Annotated in this window: 19 protein-coding genes, 1 other RNA gene, 2 pseudogenes, 1 riboswitch and 1 other annotated feature; of the genes and pseudogenes, 15 read left to right on the top strand and 7 right to left on the bottom strand. The window is 35.8% G+C overall.

From position 1 onward, the window contains the following. The first annotated feature begins 112 nt into the window (after positions 1-112). From rnr to DJ93_RS10870, 8 genes are all read left to right on the top strand, one after another. Entirely contained in the window at positions 113-2,515 is a 2,403-nt protein-coding gene (gene rnr / locus DJ93_RS10900; protein WP_042980804.1) for a ribonuclease R, read from the top strand. A gap of 301 nt (positions 2,516-2,816) precedes the next feature. After that, positions 2,817-3,284, top strand: coding sequence for an SsrA-binding protein (gene smpB, locus DJ93_RS10895; protein ID WP_042980803.1), 468 nt, complete (start codon positions 2,817-2,819; stop codon positions 3,282-3,284). 125 nt (positions 3,285-3,409) lie between these two features. Then, positions 3,410-3,764, top strand: a transfer-messenger RNA (tmRNA) gene (ssrA, locus tag DJ93_RS30435). Positions 3,765-4,263: 499 nt separating this feature from the next. After that, positions 4,264-5,802 (top strand): anthrolysin O/cereolysin O family cholesterol-dependent cytolysin Alo, encoded by a 1,539-nt coding sequence (gene alo / locus DJ93_RS10890; protein WP_042980801.1) that lies wholly within the window; start codon positions 4,264-4,266, stop codon positions 5,800-5,802. Between the two features lie 701 nt (positions 5,803-6,503). After that, complete coding sequence (locus DJ93_RS10885; RefSeq protein WP_042980800.1) at positions 6,504-7,463, top strand: nuclease-related domain-containing protein; 960 nt, start codon at positions 6,504-6,506, stop codon at positions 7,461-7,463. A gap of 44 nt (positions 7,464-7,507) precedes the next feature. Next, positions 7,508-7,909 (top strand): phosphate-starvation-inducible protein PsiE, encoded by a 402-nt coding sequence (gene psiE, locus DJ93_RS10880; RefSeq protein ID WP_000671175.1) that lies wholly within the window; start codon positions 7,508-7,510, stop codon positions 7,907-7,909. Between the two features lie 142 nt (positions 7,910-8,051). Then, positions 8,052-8,567 (top strand): spermidine N1-acetyltransferase, encoded by a 516-nt coding sequence (speG, locus tag DJ93_RS10875; protein WP_042980798.1) that lies wholly within the window; start codon positions 8,052-8,054, stop codon positions 8,565-8,567. A 116-nt stretch (positions 8,568-8,683) separates the two neighbouring features. Beyond that, positions 8,684-8,941, top strand: a complete 258-nt coding sequence (locus tag DJ93_RS10870) for a DUF3955 domain-containing protein (protein WP_374937165.1) — start codon at positions 8,684-8,686, stop codon at positions 8,939-8,941. 232 nt (positions 8,942-9,173) lie between these two features. On the opposite strand, the gene DJ93_RS33705 is transcribed toward DJ93_RS10870, so the two are convergent. Further along, entirely contained in the window at positions 9,174-9,335 is a 162-nt protein-coding gene (locus DJ93_RS33705; protein WP_241484278.1) for a hypothetical protein, read from the bottom strand. A gap of 170 nt (positions 9,336-9,505) precedes the next feature. On the opposite strand from DJ93_RS33705, the pseudogene DJ93_RS10860 reads away from it, so the two are divergent. After that, a pseudogene (locus DJ93_RS10860) lies at positions 9,506-9,724 on the top strand (DUF3947 family protein). A 28-nt stretch (positions 9,725-9,752) separates the two neighbouring features. Here the strand turns inward: DJ93_RS10860 and crcB (DJ93_RS10855) are convergent. The 3 genes from crcB (DJ93_RS10855) to DJ93_RS10845 all read right to left on the bottom strand — a co-directional run bounded on the left by crcB (DJ93_RS10855) (position 9,753) and on the right by DJ93_RS10845 (position 11,073). Continuing rightward, complete coding sequence (crcB, locus tag DJ93_RS10855; RefSeq protein WP_042980796.1) at positions 9,753-10,109, bottom strand: fluoride efflux transporter CrcB; 357 nt, start codon at positions 10,107-10,109, stop codon at positions 9,753-9,755. After that, a complete protein-coding gene (crcB, locus tag DJ93_RS10850; protein WP_042980794.1) occupies positions 10,106-10,510 on the bottom strand; it encodes a fluoride efflux transporter CrcB in 405 nt (134 codons plus the stop codon). The genes crcB (DJ93_RS10855) and crcB (DJ93_RS10850) overlap by 4 nt, the downstream gene beginning before the upstream one ends. A 54-nt stretch (positions 10,511-10,564) precedes the next feature. After that, a riboswitch (Fluoride riboswitch) is annotated at positions 10,565-10,624 on the bottom strand. A 53-nt stretch (positions 10,625-10,677) separates the two neighbouring features. After that, positions 10,678-11,073 (bottom strand): nuclear transport factor 2 family protein, encoded by a 396-nt coding sequence (locus tag DJ93_RS10845; RefSeq protein ID WP_052109556.1) that lies wholly within the window; start codon positions 11,071-11,073, stop codon positions 10,678-10,680. A 361-nt stretch (positions 11,074-11,434) separates the two neighbouring features. Between DJ93_RS10845 and DJ93_RS10840 the strand changes: the two genes are divergently transcribed. From DJ93_RS10840 to tyrS, 5 genes and pseudogenes are all read left to right on the top strand, one after another. Further along, complete coding sequence (locus DJ93_RS10840) at positions 11,435-12,493, top strand: endonuclease/exonuclease/phosphatase family protein (RefSeq protein ID WP_042980792.1); 1,059 nt, start codon at positions 11,435-11,437, stop codon at positions 12,491-12,493. 14 nt (positions 12,494-12,507) lie between these two features. After that, positions 12,508-12,705: pseudogene (locus DJ93_RS30430) on the top strand (DUF4077 domain-containing protein); the annotation flags it as partial. Between the two features lie 211 nt (positions 12,706-12,916). Continuing rightward, positions 12,917-13,312 carry an SET domain-containing protein gene (locus DJ93_RS10835; protein WP_042980791.1) on the top strand — a complete coding sequence of 132 codons (396 nt, stop codon included), beginning with the start codon at positions 12,917-12,919 and terminating at the stop codon, positions 13,310-13,312. 451 nt (positions 13,313-13,763) lie between these two features. Further along, entirely contained in the window at positions 13,764-14,681 is a 918-nt protein-coding gene (murB, locus tag DJ93_RS10830) for a UDP-N-acetylmuramate dehydrogenase (protein WP_042980790.1), read from the top strand. A 105-nt stretch (positions 14,682-14,786) separates the two neighbouring features. Continuing rightward, positions 14,787-15,002: a binding site (T-box leader), on the top strand. 56 nt (positions 15,003-15,058) lie between these two features. Then, positions 15,059-16,318, top strand: coding sequence for a tyrosine--tRNA ligase (gene tyrS / locus DJ93_RS10825; RefSeq protein ID WP_042980789.1), 1,260 nt, complete (start codon positions 15,059-15,061; stop codon positions 16,316-16,318). A gap of 192 nt (positions 16,319-16,510) precedes the next feature. On the opposite strand, the gene DJ93_RS10820 is transcribed toward tyrS, so the two are convergent. The 3 genes from DJ93_RS10820 to DJ93_RS10810 all read right to left on the bottom strand — a co-directional run bounded on the left by DJ93_RS10820 (position 16,511) and on the right by DJ93_RS10810 (position 18,952). Continuing rightward, positions 16,511-17,689, bottom strand: a complete 1,179-nt coding sequence (locus DJ93_RS10820; protein WP_000043194.1) for an NAD(P)/FAD-dependent oxidoreductase — start codon at positions 17,687-17,689, stop codon at positions 16,511-16,513. A gap of 44 nt (positions 17,690-17,733) precedes the next feature. After that, positions 17,734-18,174: a DUF1641 domain-containing protein gene (locus tag DJ93_RS10815; protein ID WP_017153317.1), complete on the bottom strand. Its 441-nt coding sequence runs from the start codon at positions 18,172-18,174 to the stop codon at positions 17,734-17,736. Positions 18,175-18,604: 430 nt separating this feature from the next. Then, positions 18,605-18,952, bottom strand: a complete 348-nt coding sequence (locus tag DJ93_RS10810; protein WP_000760478.1) for a winged helix-turn-helix transcriptional regulator — start codon at positions 18,950-18,952, stop codon at positions 18,605-18,607. Positions 18,953-19,346: 394 nt separating this feature from the next. Here DJ93_RS10810 and DJ93_RS10805 point away from each other — a divergent pair, with 394 nt between their 5' ends. Continuing rightward, positions 19,347-20,510 carry an MFS transporter gene (locus DJ93_RS10805; protein ID WP_181969206.1) on the top strand — a complete coding sequence of 388 codons (1,164 nt, stop codon included), beginning with the start codon at positions 19,347-19,349 and terminating at the stop codon, positions 20,508-20,510.

The raw sequence follows: 20,510 nt of genomic DNA, 5'->3' as shown, positions 1-20,510 counted from the left end.
GTTCCATGTATAGAAAGAATGAAAAGTGAACATTAATAGAAGTTTCACTTTATACATCCACCATCTTTCGGATACACTAAATAATATGAGGGTTTAAAGGAGGTATTTCTACTTGGAAGAAATCATTCAAGAACATATTGATAAATTGTTACTATTTATGAGAGAAGAAGCGTATAAGCCGCTAACGATACAAGAATTAGAAGCTGCATTTGGAATTGAAGGTTCCGAAGGGTTTAAAGATTTTGTGAAGGCACTTGTTATGATGGAAGAAAAGGGACTTGTTGTTCGTACACGTAGTAATCGTTACGGTCTTCCAGAAAAGATGAATTTAGTGCGCGGTAAATTAATCGGGCACGCACGTGGTTTTGCTTTCGTTGTTCCGGAAGAGAAGAAAACTGGAGACGATGATCTTTTTGTCCCACCTACGGAATTAAATGGTGCGCTTCATGGTGATACCGTATTAGCGCGTGTTAGCTCACAATCTAGTGGATCACGCCAAGAAGGTACGATTATCCGTATTGTAGAACGCGGAACGAAAGAACTAGTTGGTACATATACAGAGTCAAAAAATTTCGGGTTTGTACTTCCAGATAATAAACGCTGGACGAGTGACATTTTTATTCCGAAAAGTGCATCAATGGGTGCTGTAGAAGGACATAAAGTTGTTGTGAAAATTACAAGCTATCCGCAGAATCGTTTAAGTGCGGAAGGTGAAGTAATTCAAATTTTAGGTCATAAAAATGATCCAGGTGTAGATATTTTATCTGTTATTCATAAACATCATTTACCTTTAGCATTCCCAGAAGAAGTAATGGAGCACGCAAACAGTGTACCAGAAACGATTTCAGAAGAAGATTTAAAAGACCGTCGTGATCTGCGTGATCAAATGATTGTTACAATTGACGGTGCAGATGCGAAAGACTTAGATGACGCAGTTACCGTAACGAAGCTTGAGAACGGTAATTATAAGCTCGGTGTTCATATTGCAGATGTAAGCCATTACGTTCACGAAGGTTCGCCAATTGATGTTGAAGCAGCGGAAAGAGCGACGAGTGTGTATCTTGTTGATCGTGTAATTCCGATGATCCCGCATCGCTTATCTAACGGTATTTGCTCGTTAAATCCGAAAGTAGACCGTCTGACACTATCTTGTGAAATGGAAATTAACAATTTAGGTGATGTTGTAAAACATGAGATTTTCCAAAGTGTTATTAAAACGACAGAGCGTATGACGTACGCGGATGTAAGAAGCATTTTAGAAGATGAAGACGAAGCGTTAATCGAGCGTTATGAGTTATTAGTACCAATGTTTAAAGAGATGGGTCAGTTAGCACAGATTTTACGTGAAAAGCGTATGAGACGCGGTGCGATTGACTTTGACTTTAAAGAAGCAAAAGTATTAGTAGATGAAGAAGGAAAACCGACAGATGTTGTTATGCGTGATCGTTCTGTATCAGAGAAGTTAATTGAAGAATTTATGCTTGTTGCGAATGAAACAGTAGCAGAGCATTTCCACTGGATGAACGTACCATTTATGTATCGTGTCCATGAAGATCCGAAAGAAGATAAGTTAGAGCGTTTCTTCGAGTTCGTAACAAACTTCGGATATGCAGTAAAGGGACGTGCAAATGAAATACATCCTCGCGCGTTGCAACAAATTCTTGAAATGGTTCAAGGGCAGCCAGAAGAAGTGGTTATTTCAACAGTTATGCTTCGCTCTATGAAGCAGGCGCGTTATGATGCAGATAGTTTAGGGCACTTCGGTTTATCAACTGAGTTCTATACGCATTTCACATCGCCAATTCGTCGTTACCCAGATACGATTGTTCATAGATTAATTCGTGAATACATCATTAACGGTAAAGTCGACAACGAAACACAAGCAAAATGGCGTGAAAAATTACCTGAGATTGCAGAGCATTCTTCTAACATGGAACGTCGTGCTGTTGAAGCAGAGCGTGAAACAGACGAGCTGAAGAAAGCAGAATATATGCTTGATAAGATTGGCGAAGAGTATGACGGTATGATCAGTTCTGTAACAAACTTCGGTTTATTCGTAGAGCTTCCAAATACGATTGAAGGTCTTGTTCACGTTAGTTACTTAACGGACGATTACTATCGTTATGATGAGCAACATTTCGCAATGATTGGGGAACGTACAGGTAATGTATTCCGCATTGGTGACGAAATTACAATTCGTGTTATTAACGTAAACAAAGACGAGCGCGCAATCGACTTTGAAATCGTTGGCATGAAAGGAACACCTCGCCGTAAGTTCAAAGACCGTCCAGTCGTAATCGAGCAGCCAAGAACAGGCAGAAAGAAACGCGGTGGACGTAGCGAGCGCAGTAATGAGCGCAGTGGCGAACGCGGAACAGGAAGAAAGTTCGATCGCGGTGGTCAAGGAAAAGGTACATCAGGACGTGCGGGGAAAAAGGATGGAAATGGCAAAAAGAAAAAGCCATTCTTCGAAAATGTCCCAGGATTTAAGAAGAAAAAGAAAAAGCGTAAGTAAGAAAAGAGTGGCTTCGCTTTGATGAAAAGCGGGGCCGTTTTTCTTTTTTAGGTAGATTGAAGGCTAGCTGCTTCCGCTTTTTATGGAATCCAGCTCCATTCACCTCACATTCTGAGCGAGCGACTTTCGCTTTTTGTGGAATCTAGCTACAGTGGCTAGAATCTATCGGCCATTTCACTCCCTCGGACGAAGCAAAAAGCGCTTCTCTGTCGGGAGTTCCAATGTCCAAAGATTCTAAGCGAGCCACTTTCGCTTTTTGTTCACATTTGTTACAATAGTAAAAATAGAGGAGGGACGTTATATGCCAAAAGGTACTGGTAAGGTTATTGCACAAAATAAAAAAGCATTTCATGATTATTTCATCGAAGAAACATACGAAGCAGGGCTTGTCCTTCAAGGAACGGAAATTAAGTCGATTCGCGCTGGACGCGTGAACTTGAAAGATGCGTTTGCGCGTGTACATAATGGTGAAGTATGGGTTCATAATATGCATATTAGTACGTACGAGCAAGGGAATCGTTTCAACCATGATCCGCTTCGCACGAGAAAATTACTTCTTCATAAAAAAGAAATTGAGAAGTTAACGGGAGCTGCAAAAGAAACAGGATATGCATTAGTTCCACTTAGAATCTATTTAAAAAATGGATTTGCAAAAATGGCTCTTGGTTTAGCAAAAGGTAAGAAACAATATGATAAACGTCACGATTTAAAAGAGAAAGAAGCTAAACGTGAAATTGCACGCGCGTTCCGTGATCGCCAAAAGATGTAATACAAATATTTACATTTGTAAAACGGCGCGCGTATGATATAATAACTTATGTAAGATTGTTGCACATTGAAAAACAGCTCTTAGTAGCTATCACGATATTTCTTCGTATGCTCCATTTTTATCATGGGGACGTTACGGATTCGACAGGGATAGTTCGAGCTTAGGTTGCGAGTCGAGGGGATCGGCCTCGTTAAAACGTCAAAGCCTATAATTGGCAAACAAAACAATCTTTCTTTAGCTGCTTAATTGCACTAAAGGTTCCTCCCTCCATCGTCCATGTGGTAGGGTAAGGGACTCAAACTAAGTGGACTACGCCGGAGTTCGCCGTCTGAGGACAAAGGAAGAGAACAACCAGACTAGCAACTTGGAAGCCTGTCGATAGGCCGAAGAGTTCGCGAAATACTAATATATCGACTACACTCGTAGAAGCTTAAGTGCCGATATTTTTGGACGTGGGTTCGACTCCCACCGTCTCCACCAATACATATTTGGTGGTTTTTTTATTTTGTGTAACAAGAAGCATAAGATGGCCGTTTTGGCCAACTTATGCTCCCAATAATAAACTTTTACATTACTTATAAAATGCAAAGACATGCTTCATCTCTTTAAGTAACGAGTTCTAAGAGATTTTACCTATCAAGCTACTATTTTTAAGTATCCACCACAAGAAAAATTTATCTCTTTATAAATTTTGATGAGAATTCAGCTTGTTTTTTCACTTGCTACTTTTTTCGTATGTAATATTGCATATAAGAGTGTATTGATAAAAATGCAAGGGCTCCCTATAATGAGGACATAAAGATAAATCGAATCTTAGTAATAATAAAAAAGGAGGAAATAATACGGAAATCGCAATGGCTGTTTTGAAATTTTTTAGGTGGAGTAATTCCGTTAGTTCAAGAACTTTTAAAAGCATTTATGTAAGTTTATTATGTAGCAATCATGTATATATCATATCTTTATATAAAAAAAGTACGGGGTGATTTTTCTGAAAATTAAGAAAAATAACAAAAAAATGAAATTCCTAGCATGTTTATTAGTAAGTTTATGCACTATTAATTATTCATCTATTTCTTTCGCGGAAACACAAACAGGTAATGTAACTGATGCAACCAAAAATGCTAGTGGCATTGATACCGGTATAGCAAATTTAAAGTATGATAGTCGAGATATTTTAGCAGTAAATGGTGATAAAGTAGAGAGTTTTGTTCCGAAAGAAAGTATCAATTCAAATGGTAAATTTGTAGTAGTTGAGCGTGAGAAAAAATCACTTACAACGTCACCTGTCGATATTTCGATTATTGATTCTGTGGCTAATCGTACTTATCCAGGAGCCGTACAACTTGCAAATAAAGCTTTTGCAGATAATCAACCTAGTTTATTAGTGGCTAAGAGAAAACCTTTGAATATTAGTATAGACTTACCTGGCATGAGAAAAGAAAATACAATCACTGTCCAAAACCCGACATATGGTAATGTAGCTGGAGCAGTAGATGATTTAGTATCTATCTGGAATGAAAAATATGCAACAACACATACGTTACCTGCAAGAATGCAGTATACAGAATCTATGGTTTATAGTAAATCACAAATAGCAAGTGCTCTTAATGTTAACGCTAAATATCTTGATAACAGTTTAAACATTGATTTTAATGCGGTTGCAAATGGAGAAAAAAAAGTGATGGTAGCGGCATATAAGCAAATATTTTATACCGTAAGTGCTGAACTACCTAACAATCCATCCGATCTCTTTGATAATAGTGTTACTTTTGGTGAGTTAACTCGTAAAGGCGTAAGTAATTCGGCTCCACCTGTTATGGTTTCAAATGTAGCTTATGGTAGAACAGTTTATGTAAAATTAGAAACAACATCTAAGAGCAAAGATGTACAAGCTGCTTTTAAAGCCTTACTTAAGAATAACAGCGTCGAAACGAGTGGACAGTACAAAGATATTTTTGAAGAAAGTACTTTTACTGCTGTAGTATTAGGTGGAGATGCGAAAGAGCATAACAAGGTTGTTACTAAAGACTTCAATGAAATCCGAAATATCATTAAAGATAATGCTGAATTAAGTCTTAAAAATCCAGCATACCCAATCTCATATACAAGCACTTTCTTAAAAGATAACGCAACTGCTGCTGTTCATAACAATACAGATTATATCGAGACTACATCTACAGAATATTCTAGTGCTAAAATGACGCTTGATCATTACGGTGCATATGTTGCTCAATTTGATGTATCTTGGGATGAATTCTCATATGATCAAAATGGAAAAGAAGTACTAACACATAAAACTTGGGAAGGAAGCGGCAGAGACAAAACTGCACATTTCTCTACAGTCATACCTCTTCCACCGAATTCAAAAAATGTAAAAGTCGTAGCGAGAGAATGCACAGGTCTTGCGTGGGAATGGTGGAGAACAATTATGAATGAACAAAATGTTCCATTAACAAATGAAATAAAGGTTTCAATTGGAGGAACAACATTATACCCAACTGCTAATATTAGTCATTAGGTATAAATGAAGCGCCCTGTAAACAGGGCGCTTTTTCAAATATATCATACTCATCTAATTGGAGAGCCAATATACTATTTTAAGTAAAGAAAAAACGCCCAAAGAGGCTGTTTACTTTTATATTGCTTGTTCCAAGTCAAACTGTTTACCGACTTTTAAGCTCATTAAACTGACATTAGGTTGCGCCGAATCGTTACATTTAAAATACGCCCTTCTACCCCAGGGCTTTTGGAAAAACGAACATGGGCAGGTTTAGATTATTTCATTTTGTGGCCTTGAATTGCGATATTTTCGCTATGGGGGATTTAGATTCTTTAAGTTGATGGCAGTGTGGCAATACCCCTAATAGATAGGTCCATAAGTTTCAATCAAACTTTTTCAAAGGAATAAAAAAGAATTTTGCTTAATAATAGGTATACATCCCGAGAACTATTCAACGGGATTCACGAAGGCTACCGTTAAGAGCGCTCTATTATACAAAGAAACTTTTGTTGTGGGGAAATGGGTTTTTGAGATTTTGCTGGTGGCGGGTTTATGGGGTATGCTGTGGGTGGTTGGAGGAGGTTAAGATTTGTCGTATTTTGTCGAAAAGTCGATATTCTATGTCGAATCGCCGATAAATTTTAAAAATCGCCGATAAATTTGGAGTTACGGTCGATAAATTTCAAAAATCGCTGATAAATTTTAGAGGTGGGATAAAGATGATTGTGAAAGAACGACAAATGCCGATTTATTTACGGCAGTTAGAAGCACTATTCAGAAGATTACCTGCCCATCATCCGAAACGGAAAATGGTGGCTGAAAATTTGGCGAAGCATAAAGCGGGTTACAAGGGCGAACAGGCGATTGATTACCCACTAAGTTTTCTTCCAGAAGAAAAGTACGATATTTTACATGATATAAGGTTATTTGATCAAAATCATTACTTCCAAATTGATACAATTATTCTTTCCCCGTGTTTTCTTCTTTTCCTCGAAATAAAAAATATAGCAGGTACATTACTATTTGATTCCAAGTTTAATCAGCTTATTAGAATAGCAGAAGGAAATTCAGAAGGGTTTCCAGATCCGCTTTTACAAATTAAGAGGCAAGAAAATCAGCTTAGGAAATGGTTAAGTTTATATGGATTTTCTAGTTTCCCGATTGAATCTCTTGTTGTGATTAGTACACCTCGAACAATCATTAAAACTTCAGATGATAATCCCAGTAATAAAATTATTCACAGTGCAAATTTACCTAATAAAATAAACGAATTTGAGAGTAAATATAAGGAGGATTCCATTGGTAATGTAAATGAACTGATTTGCCGAATTATAGATGGTCATTCTCCACAACAGCATAATATCCTTTATCAATATAAAATTAAAAAAGAGGATTTGTTAAAGGGGGTACAATGTGAGAAGTGTTTGATTATGTCGATGTTTAAAGGAAAAAGAGGATGGTATTGTTCGAACTGTAATAGTATGTCTAAAATCGCACATATGGATGCTTTACGAGATTATGTGCTTTTGCTTGGGGGGACAATTACAAATAGTGACTTAAGGGAGTTTCTTAATTTACAGTCTAGTTCTATGGTGAAAAGAATTCTCCATAAACTGGACCTCCCTTACACTGGAAAAAACAAAGACAGAAAATACGATCTAACCCCTCTCCAATTATAATTTTGCTATAATAAATAAGTGTTTACACGAAGGGGAGTGTGGAAATGAAATTTAATATCGATCATTATATAGCTAGTGTTTTACAATGGATATTAAATATAGCGTTAATCATATTATCCATTGTCTTATCTATCTTTTTAATTAACGAGACAATCACATTTATTCAATACATATTTTCAGCGAAGAAATATACATCGTATAAATTAGTTGAAAGTATCATCGTATACTTCTTATACTTTGAGTTTATCGCATTAATTATTAAGTATTTCAAATCGAATTATCATTTTCCGTTACGCTATTTTATTTATATCGGAATTACGGCTTTAATTCGATTGATTATTGTGTCACATGATGAACCATTTGAAACGTTATTATACGCAGGGTCAATTCTTGTTTTAGTTATTGCTTTATACATATCAAATTTGAGAGATTTGAGAAAAGAGTAGTAGTGCAGACATAAGTTTGCACTATTTTTTTGTGTCTTGACCTTCAAGTTGGTTGAAAGTTTACAATGTAAGTAGGGCGTTTGAAATTGAAAAAATTTGAGAAATTAAGTGAAGAGATTTCTTTTACTTGGAGGTTATAGAAATGAATCAGGAATTGAAATTACGTCCATTAGAACGAGAAGATTTAAAATTTGTACACGAACTTAATAATAACGCGCATATTATGTCGTATTGGTTTGAAGAGCCGTATGAGGCATATGTAGAATTACAGGATTTATATGATAAACATATACACGATCAAAGTGAACGACGATTTATCGTTGAAAAAGATAATGATATGGTAGGGTTAGTTGAGTTAGTAGAAATCGATTATATTCACCGTAGAACTGAATTCCAAATTATTATTGATCCGAGTTATCAAGGTCATGGATATGCAGCTGATGCGACGCGTTTAGCGATGGATTACGCTTTTTCCGTATTAAATATGCATAAGATTTATTTAGTGGTTGATAAAGAAAATGAAAAAGCTGTACATGTTTATAAAAAGGTTGGATTTGTCGTTGAAGGTGAACTGCAAGATGAGTTTTTCGTTGATGGTTCTTACCATAATGCGATAAGAATGTGTATGTTCCAAAAGACATACTTCGGAGCGAAATAACTGAGTGAAAAGGCTATAGATGAAACATTGTCTATAGCTTTTTTTATATCATAATCAACAATTACTTATTGTTTATCAATAAATAATTGTTGATTTATAATATGGTAAGGCTTAATATGATGGTAACGAGATCAGTGGGAATTAATGATGGAATTAAAGGAGAATACATGATGAAAAATAAATATGTAGTAGCTATTTCTTTCATGCTTTTAGCGATTATTTCTTTAACTATACATGCTTCAAACAGTAAAGTAGGAGCGAATGGATTTCTTGAAGAACCTTTCTTTTTCCTAGTACCAATAAGTTATGTATTGTTCTTTAGTGGTATGGGTGTATTACTATTTGGATTTATTACTTCTAAGTTGAAAAAGTAGAAGTAGCGTTAGTTTAGGATGGCATTTTGTGAAGAAAAAAGAAAAAGCAGTTAAATTGTCAACTAGGTGATGTTTTAGAGTATAAAAAGGATGGTTTCGCTTTTTATGTTTTATTTTAGTATGGAGTAGGAAGTGGAGATCCTGGTGGTCGCCACCAAGATTCAACAGTTTTCCAAGCTGTATTATAATCGTAACCTCTTCCAAGTAAGTAACCGATAGCAACAGCTTCAGTTCATGCATGTTGATAGCCAAGGTGTGTGGCTTCACGTAATCCGTGAGATACAGCTGGGCTAATGATAGCGATTGTTTGTTGTTTTAGAGGATGCTGCGGGTGCCAATGTTGATTTCGATAATAGCTATCTTGAGTCAAAGGTTGTTGCTCATAGAAATTCATAGTGTCACTTCTATCTGTTATTTATTTGTAGGCATTTATATACTCTATGTAGGTGATTTATTTAGGGAATGGGCCAAAAACATGTTTTATGAAATTTTAAAGCATTGGTACTATACATAGACATAAATATATATGGAATTCATTACGTATAAAAAGTGAGCTGAATAATAATGAGCTGCCATAGAGATGTAGATTCTGCAATTACGTTGGCAGGAGCACAGGGGACGGTTCATGCGGTATATCATACTGTACAGGCGCAGCAATAATTACAACAATCGATGCAAGTGCAGTACACGCCTTATTATGGAGCTATTAAGCAAATAGTCCATTATGATGTATATCCTGCAGGCTTATTTTCAATTCCATATGGTGGAGTGTACTTCTTATAAAAAAGCGACTGATGAAGCAGTCGCTTTTTTATATTCCACCGAGCTTCATTCCGAGGAATGCGAAGAGGATACCAATTATGTAAGTAGTACTTAAATATAAAAGGAATGTGATAAAGTTTTTACGATTGAGAAGCTGAACGGCTTCTAATTTAAACGTCGAAAATGTAGTGAATGCCCCCATAAATCCAGTACCTAATAATAATTGCCAGTCTGTAGCGATTCCGTTGCCCATTATATATCCGAGTAAAAATGCCCCTGTTATATTAATGAGAAATGTAGCAATTGGAAATGAAGTCTGATTTCTCTTTTTAAACCAATTGCTAATTGTAAATCGAGTAATCGCACCGAAGAATCCTCCAGTTGCCACTAATAATGCTCCCATCATGAGTAATCACCTTCCGTAAGCTTTTTCTTAATTAAGAAATCTCCAAGTGTATAACCAAGGCCAGACATAATGAGGCCGCCGAGTATGCTACATGATACATATAAGAAGGCTATGCTCCATTCGGAATGATTGATTAATTGCACAGTTTCTACACTGAATGTTGAAAACGTTGTAAACGAGCCGATAAATCCAGTTCCGATCCCAGTGATCATTGCAGAAGGAAGGATATTTAGACGAGCAATGTAAGTTGTTAGCCATGCTAATAAGAAGCAGCCAATCAAGTTAATAAGTAATGTAGCTAATGGAAACGAATGATGCCAAAATACATGAATATTAAGACTTAAATAATAACGGGAAAGGGCTCCTAATATACCGGCTATACCAACGATAATATAAATCAATTTTCTCACCTCTTTAAATAGTTTGTTCAAAAAAATAGACTCCTACCAGTAGTTAAACTGGTAGGAGTCATTAGCTAAGCAGCGATTATGGCGAACTCCATCGCCTATAAATTCTATTTATAGTGTACTAAATATGATATAGGATTTTCAATAAATATGTGTTTTTATTAATGAGAAGTACCAAAATTAGGATCGGTATAAACATACATTCTTTTTATTAACAGTGTTGTGGAATCTATTTCAAATACACTGCAAAATTTATTATCTTTAAATGATTGATTGTTTTGTAAAGTACCACTTTCTGTACCTTCCACCGCGATTTTTGTATCTGATATTATATATGTAAAATTCTCTATATCATGGTCAAGAGAAACGATGAGCTTTGTTAATTCTCGATTTAGTGCATTGAATGAGTCTAATCCTTTTAACAATCCGGATTGTGGGAAGAAAACCTCAACATTTTGATCAAATAGTGATGAGACAGATTCAAAATCTTTTGCATCTACGGCATTAAAATAATTAACGATTACTTCGATTTTTTTATCTATATTTTTTGTCTGCACAGTTAAGCTTCCTCTCTCTTTTATAATAATCTTTGTATGTCCTCATAAAGAATTTTTACGCGTTCTTTGTAATATATCTCCTATTTTTAGTCGAGATATAAAAGGTTAGCCAGCATAATGGTTGTATCAAATTTATACAGTAAAGGAGTGATTGTAGTTTGCTCACAGTCCTGCATTTTTTTTATATTTATGATGGAATTTTAAGGTGATTGAAGTAAGGGTTGCAACAATTACTTTTTAATTAAATATAATGATATGAAGTTTTTCTTATGGTAAAATATTTCGTATGTTTGTAATGTACTTTGATTTGACTGAAAATAAAGAAAAATAAACCGGCATTTTAAAAAAAGGAGTCGTTTGTTTGAAGAAATTTTTAAAAGTAATACTTATATGTATTTTAGTAGGAGCGGGCATTTTAGGTGGATTTTTAGGATATATGACACTTACAAAAGAACAGCCGGCTGATGTTATAAGTTTGAAGGTGGAAAACAATAAGGAGCGCGTATTAGAGCAAGGGAATGAACTTAAAGTCACGACATTCAATATTGGCTACGCTGGATTAGATAAGGATCAAGATTTCTTTATGGATGGGGGAAAGGGATCTGGTTCAAGTAGTAAAGAACAGACTGAAGTTAACTTAAAGAATATGCTTTCGTTTTTACAAAGTGAGAATAGTGATTTTTCTTTATTACAAGAAGTAGATATAAAATCGCTTCGCTCATTTGATATAAATGAACATGAATTTTTGAAAAAAGGATTACCCGATTATGCTTCGTCATTCGGAAAGAACTATGATACAAAATGGGTTCCTGTGCCAATTACAAGTCCGATGGGATATGCTGAGGCAGGATTGAGTACATTTTCTAAATATAAAGTTCAAACAGCGAAGAGGTTCCAATTACCAGGAATGGAGCCTTGGCCAAAGCGTTTATTTGATTTAGATCGAGCGATTGTTGAATATAAAATCCCGGTTAATAATGGGAAAAATGTTAGGCTCGTAAACTTACATTTGTCTGCTTATGATGAAGGTGGAAAAATTAGAAAGCAGCAAGTAGAGTATTTAAAAAAATATATGAACAAGCATTATGAAAATGGTGATTATGTAATAATGGGTGGAGACTGGAATCAATTAGTTTCTAACGCTCAGCTAAGTGATCCGAAGTTTGTTAAAGAGCGTCCAGAATGGTTAGTAGAGTTGCCGAAAGATTTTACTGACGGAGGATTTAAGTGGGCTGTAGACCCTTCTGTTATGACTGTGAGAGATGATGTGAAGAAATATGTAGAAGGCGAAAATTTTGTCACGATTATTGATGGTTTTATCGTTTCGCCGAATGTGGAGATTGTAAATGTACAAGGGAAAGATTTAAAGTTTGAAAATAGTGATCATAACCCAGTGAGTGCGGTATTTAAGTTGAAGTAATTAAGTGCAGAAAGCAAGAAAATTTCCAAGTTAAAACGACGAATATCGTGAAGGATGTTGCACATGCTTCTAATGTTATGCAATAAACGTCTGCGGCTACGGAAGAAGTGTTAGCGAGTGTGGAAGAAGAAGATAGAAATGATATATCGGTGAAGACGTTACATACTGTTAGCCAACAAGTAAAGTTGTTAGAAGATATTCAAGAAAAATAATATCGCTTTAAAAGAGCACAAATAATGTGCTCTTTTTTCATTTAAACGAATACTTGATAGGAATTTAATTGCTTTTCTTTGAGTTTTCTGCCAAGCTTAAGGAGATAAAGTGAAACTATAATCATTAGGGTCATACTCTACTGATTATTAGTCGAACCCCGCGGATAGCGGGATAAAATACTTCAAAGAAAGAATTATATAGGTGACGCATATGATTGAAGTTAAGACTTCTGAACTTAGTGATGGAGAATTTAATAGAGGTGTATTTGCAACTCGTGATATTAAAAAGGGTGAGTTAATACACGCAGCACCAGTTATTTCTTATCCGAATGAACAGCATGAACACATTGAGAAAACGTTACTTGCTGACTATGCATTTGAGTATGGGATAAATCATACGGCAATCCTTTTAGGATATGGTATGTTATTTAATCACTCGTATAAGCCGAATGCAACGTATGAAATCGTTTTTGAGAATCATACGTTTAACTTCTTTGCTTACACAGATATAAAAGCAGGAGAAGAGATTCTAATTAACTATAATGGTGAAGTGGATGACGATGAGCTATTATGGTTTGATAAGGAAAAAGAAGAAAACGATAAGTAATGAAAGATTATAAAGAGAGCACATTCCATGGGATGTGCTCTTTTGTATGTAAATAAAGTAAAAAATACAAAAAAAACCCTCTATTATTTTGTATGTTATAGTTAGATACTAAGAGGATAGTGAAATCTTTATCCTTTTTATTTTGAAAGTTTTATGTCCGTTTCGTTGTATCTGTTTTTTAAAGCTTCCTGTGGGTTGCTTTATTGGGAAATATATATTTTAATATGAGTGGCACACATTATAAATTAAGAGGTTCATATTGTGTGTGATTTTGATTTGTTTTTTATATAATCGTATATAAGGTGAAGTATTGATTAGTCCTTTCTGATTATGGTTTTACGTGTAGTTTGTCCACCACTTAAACTTTTTATTTGTAACGCATTTCTATGTGGGGATATTATGGCCCGTCATTAGCGGGATAAAAAGATTATAGAAATAGAGGAATCGTAAAATGAATATGCAAGAGGTTTATAAATATTTAAGTACAGTATTACCTGAAGGTCATGTGAAGCAAGATGAAATGTTAAAGAATCATACGCATATTAAAGTGGGTGGAAAAGCAGATGTGTTCGTTGCCCCTACTTCTTATGATGAGATTCAAGAAGTTATAAAGTATGCAAACCAATATAATGTTCCAGTTACGTTTTTAGGAAATGGTTCTAATGTCATTATAAAAGACGGCGGTATTCGCGGGATTACAGTAAGTTTAATTCATATTACAGATGTGAATGTGACAGGAACAACGATTGTAGCACAATGCGGTGCAGCAATTATTGATGTATCACGTATTGCGTTAGATCACTGTTTAACAGGACTTGAATTTGCTTGTGGTATACCTGGTTCAGTTGGCGGAGCGTTATATATGAATGCCGGTGCATACGGCGGTGAGGTTGCATACGTGTTAACGGAAGCTATCGTAATGACAGGTGATGGAGAGTTACGTACTTTAACGAAAGATGACTTCGAGTTTGGGTATCGCAAAAGTACTTTTGCTAACAATCATTACATTATACTTGAAGCAAAATTTGAACTTGAAGAAGGTATACGTGAAGAGATTAAGGAAAAGATGGATGATTTAACGTTTAAACGTGAATCAAAACAGCCTTTAGAGTATCCTTCATGTGGTAGTGTGTTTAAGCGTCCACCAAATAATTTTGCGGGTAAGCTTATTCAAGAATCAGGACTGCAAGGTAAGCGAATTGGCGGTGTAGAAGTTTCTCTGAAACACGCTGGCTTTATGGTGAATGTTGATAACGGAACTGCGCAAGATTACATCGATTTAATTCATTTTGTACAAAAAACAGTAGAAGAAAAATTTGGCGTGAAATTAGAGAGAGAAGTAAGGATTATTGGAGAAGATATACAATAATTTTTGAAATAAAAACATATAAGAGTATGAATTATTTTAAAATAACATTTGGGTAATGTTGACAATTTGTTTTCAATTCAATATAATGGCTAATAATTTAACATATACAATACGTTGAAAGAGCCCAGTAGCAGTTTGTCACTGTTATCGAGAAAGCTAGGGGTTGATGGAACCTAGCACAAACAAATCTGTGAATTACACTCTGGAGTATCTTAGGTAATGCTAAGCGGAGTAGCAATCGATATTATTGCTGAGAGTGGTATGAGTAGCTATGCTATTTATGCAAACTGGGTGGTAACACGGTGAATAATCGTCCCTATGTCTATCGTAGACATAGGGGCTTTTTTGTTTTGAAAAAATAAAGGGGATGACAAAAAATGAATATTATTGATGAATTAGAATGGCGCGGTGCCGTTAATCAACACACGGATGAAGAAGGTTTACGTAAGCTAGTAGAGGAGAAAAAGATTTCACTATACTGCGGAGTTGATCCGACTGGCGATAGTATGCATATCGGACATTTAATTCCGTTTATGATGATGAAGAGATTCCAATTAGCTGGTCATCATCCTGTTATTTTAATTGGTGGGGCAACAGGAACAATTGGTGATCCAAGTGGACGTCAATCAGAGCGTCAACTTCAAACGTTAGAAGTAGTTCAGCATAATGTGGATGCGTTAACAGCGCAAATGAAAAAGCTATTTGATTTTGGTGGGAATAGCGAAGTAAAGATGGTAAATAACTATGACTGGACACATGAAATAAACATTATCGAGTTTTTACGTGATTACGGGAAAAACTTTAGTATCAATAGCATGTTAGCGAAAGATATTGTAGCAAGTCGTTTAGATACAGGAATTTCTTTCACGGAATTTACGTACCAAATCTTGCAAGCGATGGATTTCCATCATTTATACACAAAAGAAGATGTTCAACTGCAAATCGGTGGTAGTGATCAATGGGGAAATATTACGAGCGGATTAGATTTAATTCGTAAGTTAGAAGGTCATGAGGCGAAAGTATTCGGATTAACAATTCCGTTATTATTAAAATCTGACGGTACGAAGTTTGGTAAATCAGCAGGTGGTGCGGTTTGGCTTGATCCTGAAAAAACAACACCGTTTGAATTTTACCAGTTCTGGGTGAATACAGATGACCGTGATGTAATTAAATACTTGAAATACTTTACGTTCTTAACGAAAGAGAGAATTGATGAATTAGCAGTGAAGGTAGAAATGGAACCTCATAAGCGTGAAGCACAAAAAGTATTAGCGGAAGAAATGACGAAGTTTGTTCATGGAGAGGATGCATTCACGCAAGCGGTAAAAATTACATTAGCATTATTTAGTGGAGATATTAAATCGTTAACTGCTGATGAAATTGAACAAGGCTTTAAAGAGATGCCAACTTTCCACGCTTCAAAAGAAACGAAAAATATTGTTGAGTGGCTAGTTGATTTAGGGATTGAACCTTCTAGGCGTCAAGCGCGTGAAGATATTAATAATGGAGCCATTTCTATGAATGGTGTAAAAGTGACCGATGTGAGTACGGATGTGACAGCTCAAGATTCATTTGATGGAAGATTTATTATTATTCGTAAAGGGAAAAAGAATTACAGCTTAGTGAAATTAGGATAATAGTTTTTGTGGAAGAGTGGAAGTAGGGAAGATACTTTCACTCTTTTCATATACACAATTTTGACACAAAAAAGTCAGTATATTATGATAACTCGAAAGGATTATATCGTTCTTCTGCCGAATAAAAAATATATATAATTACGGACAAAAAAGCCCGAATCATGCTGGGCATGACTCGGGCTTACATTCAGATTAATAAGCTAGGCTGAATAGACCTTTAATGTGTGATAAGTAACGAACGTTACTTGCTTCTTTCATTAATGATGCTGGTAGGCCTTTAAGTGGAGTATTGCTTGCTCCGATTGTAGCAACAGCATCTTTACGTCCTAGACTAGCAAGTGTTCCAGAGTTTACAGGTGCGAACTCTTCGAATGCTTTGCCTTCTAGTGCTGCGTATAAGTTGTATCCAATTAACTCACCCATTTGCCAAGCGATTTGTGCAGTTGGTGGGTATGGACGTCCGTCTGGAGCGAAGACAACAGCGCTGTCTCCAGCAACGAATACGTCTTTATGAGAAGTAGATTGTAGGTATGCATCAACTGTTGCACGACCACGGTTTACTTCAAGACCTGATTCGCCGATTAATGGGTTACCTTGTACGCCACCTGTCCAAACGAATGTGTTAGCAACAAGTTTTTGACCGTCTTTTAAGTCAATTTCATTGCCAGCAACGTTTGTTACAGGAAGACCAGTTAAGAATGTAACACCGCGTGCTTCTAGGCTAGTAGTTGCACGTTCGATTAAGTGGTCTGGTAATACAGGAAGGATTTTTGGACCTGCTTCAACAAGAAGAAGTTTAACTTCTTTTGGATTTACGCCGTGGCTTTTTGCAAGTTTAGGCATAATGTCAGCAAGCTCACCGACTAGCTCAACGCCAGTTAATCCGCCACCACCGATTACGATTGTAGCATCAGCTTCGTTTTTCGTTTTCGCGTATTCACGAATACGGTCTTCAACGTGTTTGTAGATTTTGTTTGCATCAGCAGCAGATTTTAATACCATGCTGTTTTCTTCTAGTCCTGGAATACCGAAGTAAGCAGTTTTACTTCCTAAAGCAACTACAAGTGCATCGTAAGATAAAGTAGTGCCACCAGCTAGTTTGATTTCTTTGCTATCAACTGAGAATGACTCAACTGTTGCAATTTTAAGATCGATGTCTTTGCCTTTGAAAAGCTTTGTAAGTGGCATTGCAATTGCTTGCTCAGCAACGTTACCAGCTGCAAGGCGGTGTAGTTCAGTGATGATTTGGTGTGTTGGGTATTGGTTAATCACTGTAACTTGTGCTTCTGATTTGCTGTAATATTTACGTACGTTTAAAGCGGCAAGAAGACCGCCATAACCAGCGCCTAAGATGACAATTTGTTTTGACATAGTATGATATCCCCCGTCTTTACTAATTGTTGTTATAAGTTAAATTATTTATTGTTACGTTCTGCACTAATTTGAAGGTATGCGTTCACAAAGCGGAACATTTTTTGTGCTTGTGGGTCTTTTAGTAATTTTAATAGACCGAATAGGCCAATAACTTCGTTACTTTCGTCAGCACGATCTTTCGCTTCGATTGCAGTTGCAGCCATGCTTTTCACTGTATCTTTTACAGGTTCTACAAGCTCTTGGATTGCACCAACAGTGTCGCTTTTTAATACTTCATCAGTAGCAACAGTTTGAGCGAAGTCATAAGACTTAGTTAAAATGTTAACAAGCTCAGTTAATTTTGGAAGCTGTTCTACTAGTGTTGTTAATGATTCTTGTACCTCAGGTTTTAACAACTGATCAAGTACATCAAGTTGTCCTTGGCTAGCAGAAATTTGTACAGTTTCTTGTTCTGGCTTTGTTTGAGTCATAGTTTCTGGCATCTCCAATTCTCCTTTACGATAGCAATACTCTTATTTTTGATAGGTAAGATAGTAACTGTTTGCGAAACTTTATACAAAGTTTCACAAAACACAATAAAATGCCTTTAAATTTATGGCAGCAAATAAGCTGAAATCATAAATCTAAAACCATAGTGTCTTACCTATTATTTATGAACTGTCCGATACATGGCTTGTCCGCATAATGGAAAGTTCCCTTATCGGAAAGTGTATATAATATATATCCTATATTATATACTATATACACGTATGTTAACATAAAAATGATTCCTAATTATTTGATATTGAGCCTGTAACCTAGTACTGACAAGGCATGAAAGCGCATAAATTATTTTGTTTAGGTTAGAAATGTACATATATATGTAGAAAAAAAGGAAAAAAAGAACAAATTTATGTTCTTTTTTTCTTTTTCTTATTGTTCACCCTCTGTAATTAGCATCGATGTGTTACCGCTTTTTTCAAGATGGCACTCGCCCCAAGTGCAAAGAGAATCAAGAATCGATTCTAAAGACCAACCGTAGTCAGTAAGGGAATATTCTACTTTTGGTGGTACTTGATTGTATACCTTTCTTTGAATAACTCCATCTTCCTCTAATTCACGTAGTTGCTGCGTTAACATCTTTTGTGTAATACCAGGCATTAAACGCTTTAATTCACTCGTTCTCTTTGTACCTTTCGTTAAGTGGCAAAGAATAACGACTTTCCATTTTCCGCCGATAACCTCTAAAGTCGCCTCGACGGGAATATTATATTTCTTCATATAAAAATCTCCTTTGATGAATGTAGGTTTCAGTTCTTCAACAAAAGAAGCTAAATAATTTAAATGTTACTAAAAAGTGCCTATAGCACTTTAAAGTACGTACTTTTTATCATGTTGAATATGTTTCATAATAGCACAAGTAAGAGGTAAATGAGTAGTACGGTACTAAAAAGTACCTATGTTACTTTTTGGTACCTATCGTACTTTAAAGTGCGTTCTTCAAAAAAAGAGTGAAGCCATTCATAATAGCATGTATCAGCAGTAAAATTATTTTTGTAGAAGATAAAAAGGCCTTTTTATCACACTATTATGATTGGATTTCTCGTATTAAGGAGGAGTTCAATTGAATTCATATACAGTATCATCTTCGGAAGTTCGGACGAATCGAAGAAGTATGTTTGCTTTATTAGCGCTAGCAATTAGTGCATTTGGAATTGGTACAACCGAATTTATTAGTGTCGGCTTATTACCATCTATTTCGGAGGATTTACATGTTTCTGTTACAACAGCGGGTCTAACCGTTTCTTTATATGCATTAGGAGTAGCATTTGGTGCTCCAGTTTTAACGTCGTTAACAGCTAGTATGTCGCGAAAGACGTTATTAATGTGGATTATGATTATTTTCATTATTGGTAATGGAATTGCGGCAGTAGCAACAAGTTTTACTGTGCTACTTATCGCGAGGGTTGTATCTGCTTTCGCACATGGCGTTTTTATGTCGATTGGATCCACAATTGCGGCTGCACTTGTACCAGAGAATAAACGTGCTAGTGCAATTGCATTTATGTTTACTGGTTTAACCGTTGCGACCATTACAGGTGTACCAATTGGAACATTTATTGGTCAACAATTTGGCTGGAGAGCATCTTTTATGGTGATTGTGGTAATTGGAATCGTTGCCTTAATCGCAAACAGTATGTTAATTCCATCTAACTTAAAAAAAGGTACGTCTGTATCATTTCGTGATCAATTGAAACTGATTACGAATGGAAGACTATTACTTGTTTTCATCATTACTGCATTAGGATACGGGGGAACATTCGTAACATTTACGTATTTATCTCCGTTATTACAAGAAGTAACAGGATTTAAAGCAAGTACCGTTACAATTATTTTGTTAGTGTATGGGATTGCAATTGCGATTGGGAATATGGTCGGCGGAAAATTATCGAATCATAATCCAATTCGAGCGCTATTTTACATGTTCTTTATTCAAGCGATTGTATTATTTGTTTTAACATTTACAGCACCATTTAAAGTTGCGGGGTTAATCACAATTATTTTCATGGGGCTATTTGCATTTATGAATGTTCCAGGACTACAAGTATATGCCGTTATATTGGCTGAACGATTCGTACCTAGCGCTGTCGATGTGGCATCGGCGATTAATATTGCAGCATTTAACGCAGGAATTGCCCTCGGTGCTTATTTAGGTGGTATTGTAACGAATTCATTAGGCTTGATTCATACAGCCTGGGTAGGCGGCATTATGGTAGTAGGCGCTGTTATGTTAACAGCTTGGAGTATGGCATTAGAAAAAAGAGATCAAGTGAAATAA

The organism is Bacillus clarus, from assembly GCF_000746925.1.
Classification (GTDB): Bacteria; Bacillota; Bacilli; order Bacillales; family Bacillaceae_G; genus Bacillus_A; species Bacillus_A clarus.
The sequence above is the reverse complement of the archived record's forward strand: the minus strand, read 5'-3'. Positions and strand labels throughout refer to the sequence as shown.

Bases quoted from the DNA above. Each gene is read 5' to 3' on its own strand.
- murB (WP_042980790.1), top strand. From the start codon at position 13,764: ATGAATATGCAAGAGGTTTATAAATATTTAAGTACAGTATTACCTGAA.
- psiE (WP_000671175.1), top strand. From the start codon at position 7,508: ATGAAATTTAATATCGATCATTATATAGCTAGTGTTTTACAATGGATA.
- DJ93_RS10870 (WP_374937165.1), top strand. From the start codon at position 8,684: ATGATGGTAACGAGATCAGTGGGAATTAATGATGGAATTAAAGGAGAA.
- DJ93_RS10810 (WP_000760478.1), bottom strand. From the start codon at position 18,952: ATGAAGAAATATAATATTCCCGTCGAGGCGACTTTAGAGGTTATCGGC.
- speG (WP_042980798.1), top strand. From the start codon at position 8,052: ATGAATCAGGAATTGAAATTACGTCCATTAGAACGAGAAGATTTAAAA.
- crcB (WP_042980796.1), bottom strand. From the start codon at position 10,109: ATGATGGGAGCATTATTAGTGGCAACTGGAGGATTCTTCGGTGCGATT.
- DJ93_RS10805 (WP_181969206.1), top strand. From the start codon at position 19,347: ATGTTTGCTTTATTAGCGCTAGCAATTAGTGCATTTGGAATTGGTACA.
- DJ93_RS10815 (WP_017153317.1), bottom strand. From the start codon at position 18,174: ATGCCAGAAACTATGACTCAAACAAAGCCAGAACAAGAAACTGTACAA.
- DJ93_RS10835 (WP_042980791.1), top strand. From the start codon at position 12,917: ATGATTGAAGTTAAGACTTCTGAACTTAGTGATGGAGAATTTAATAGA.
- DJ93_RS10820 (WP_000043194.1), bottom strand. From the start codon at position 17,689: ATGTCAAAACAAATTGTCATCTTAGGCGCTGGTTATGGCGGTCTTCTT.
- tyrS (WP_042980789.1), top strand. From the start codon at position 15,059: ATGAATATTATTGATGAATTAGAATGGCGCGGTGCCGTTAATCAACAC.
- DJ93_RS33705 (WP_241484278.1), bottom strand. From the start codon at position 9,335: ATGAATTTCTATGAGCAACAACCTTTGACTCAAGATAGCTATTATCGA.
- DJ93_RS10885 (WP_042980800.1), top strand. From the start codon at position 6,504: ATGATTGTGAAAGAACGACAAATGCCGATTTATTTACGGCAGTTAGAA.
- smpB (WP_042980803.1), top strand. From the start codon at position 2,817: ATGCCAAAAGGTACTGGTAAGGTTATTGCACAAAATAAAAAAGCATTT.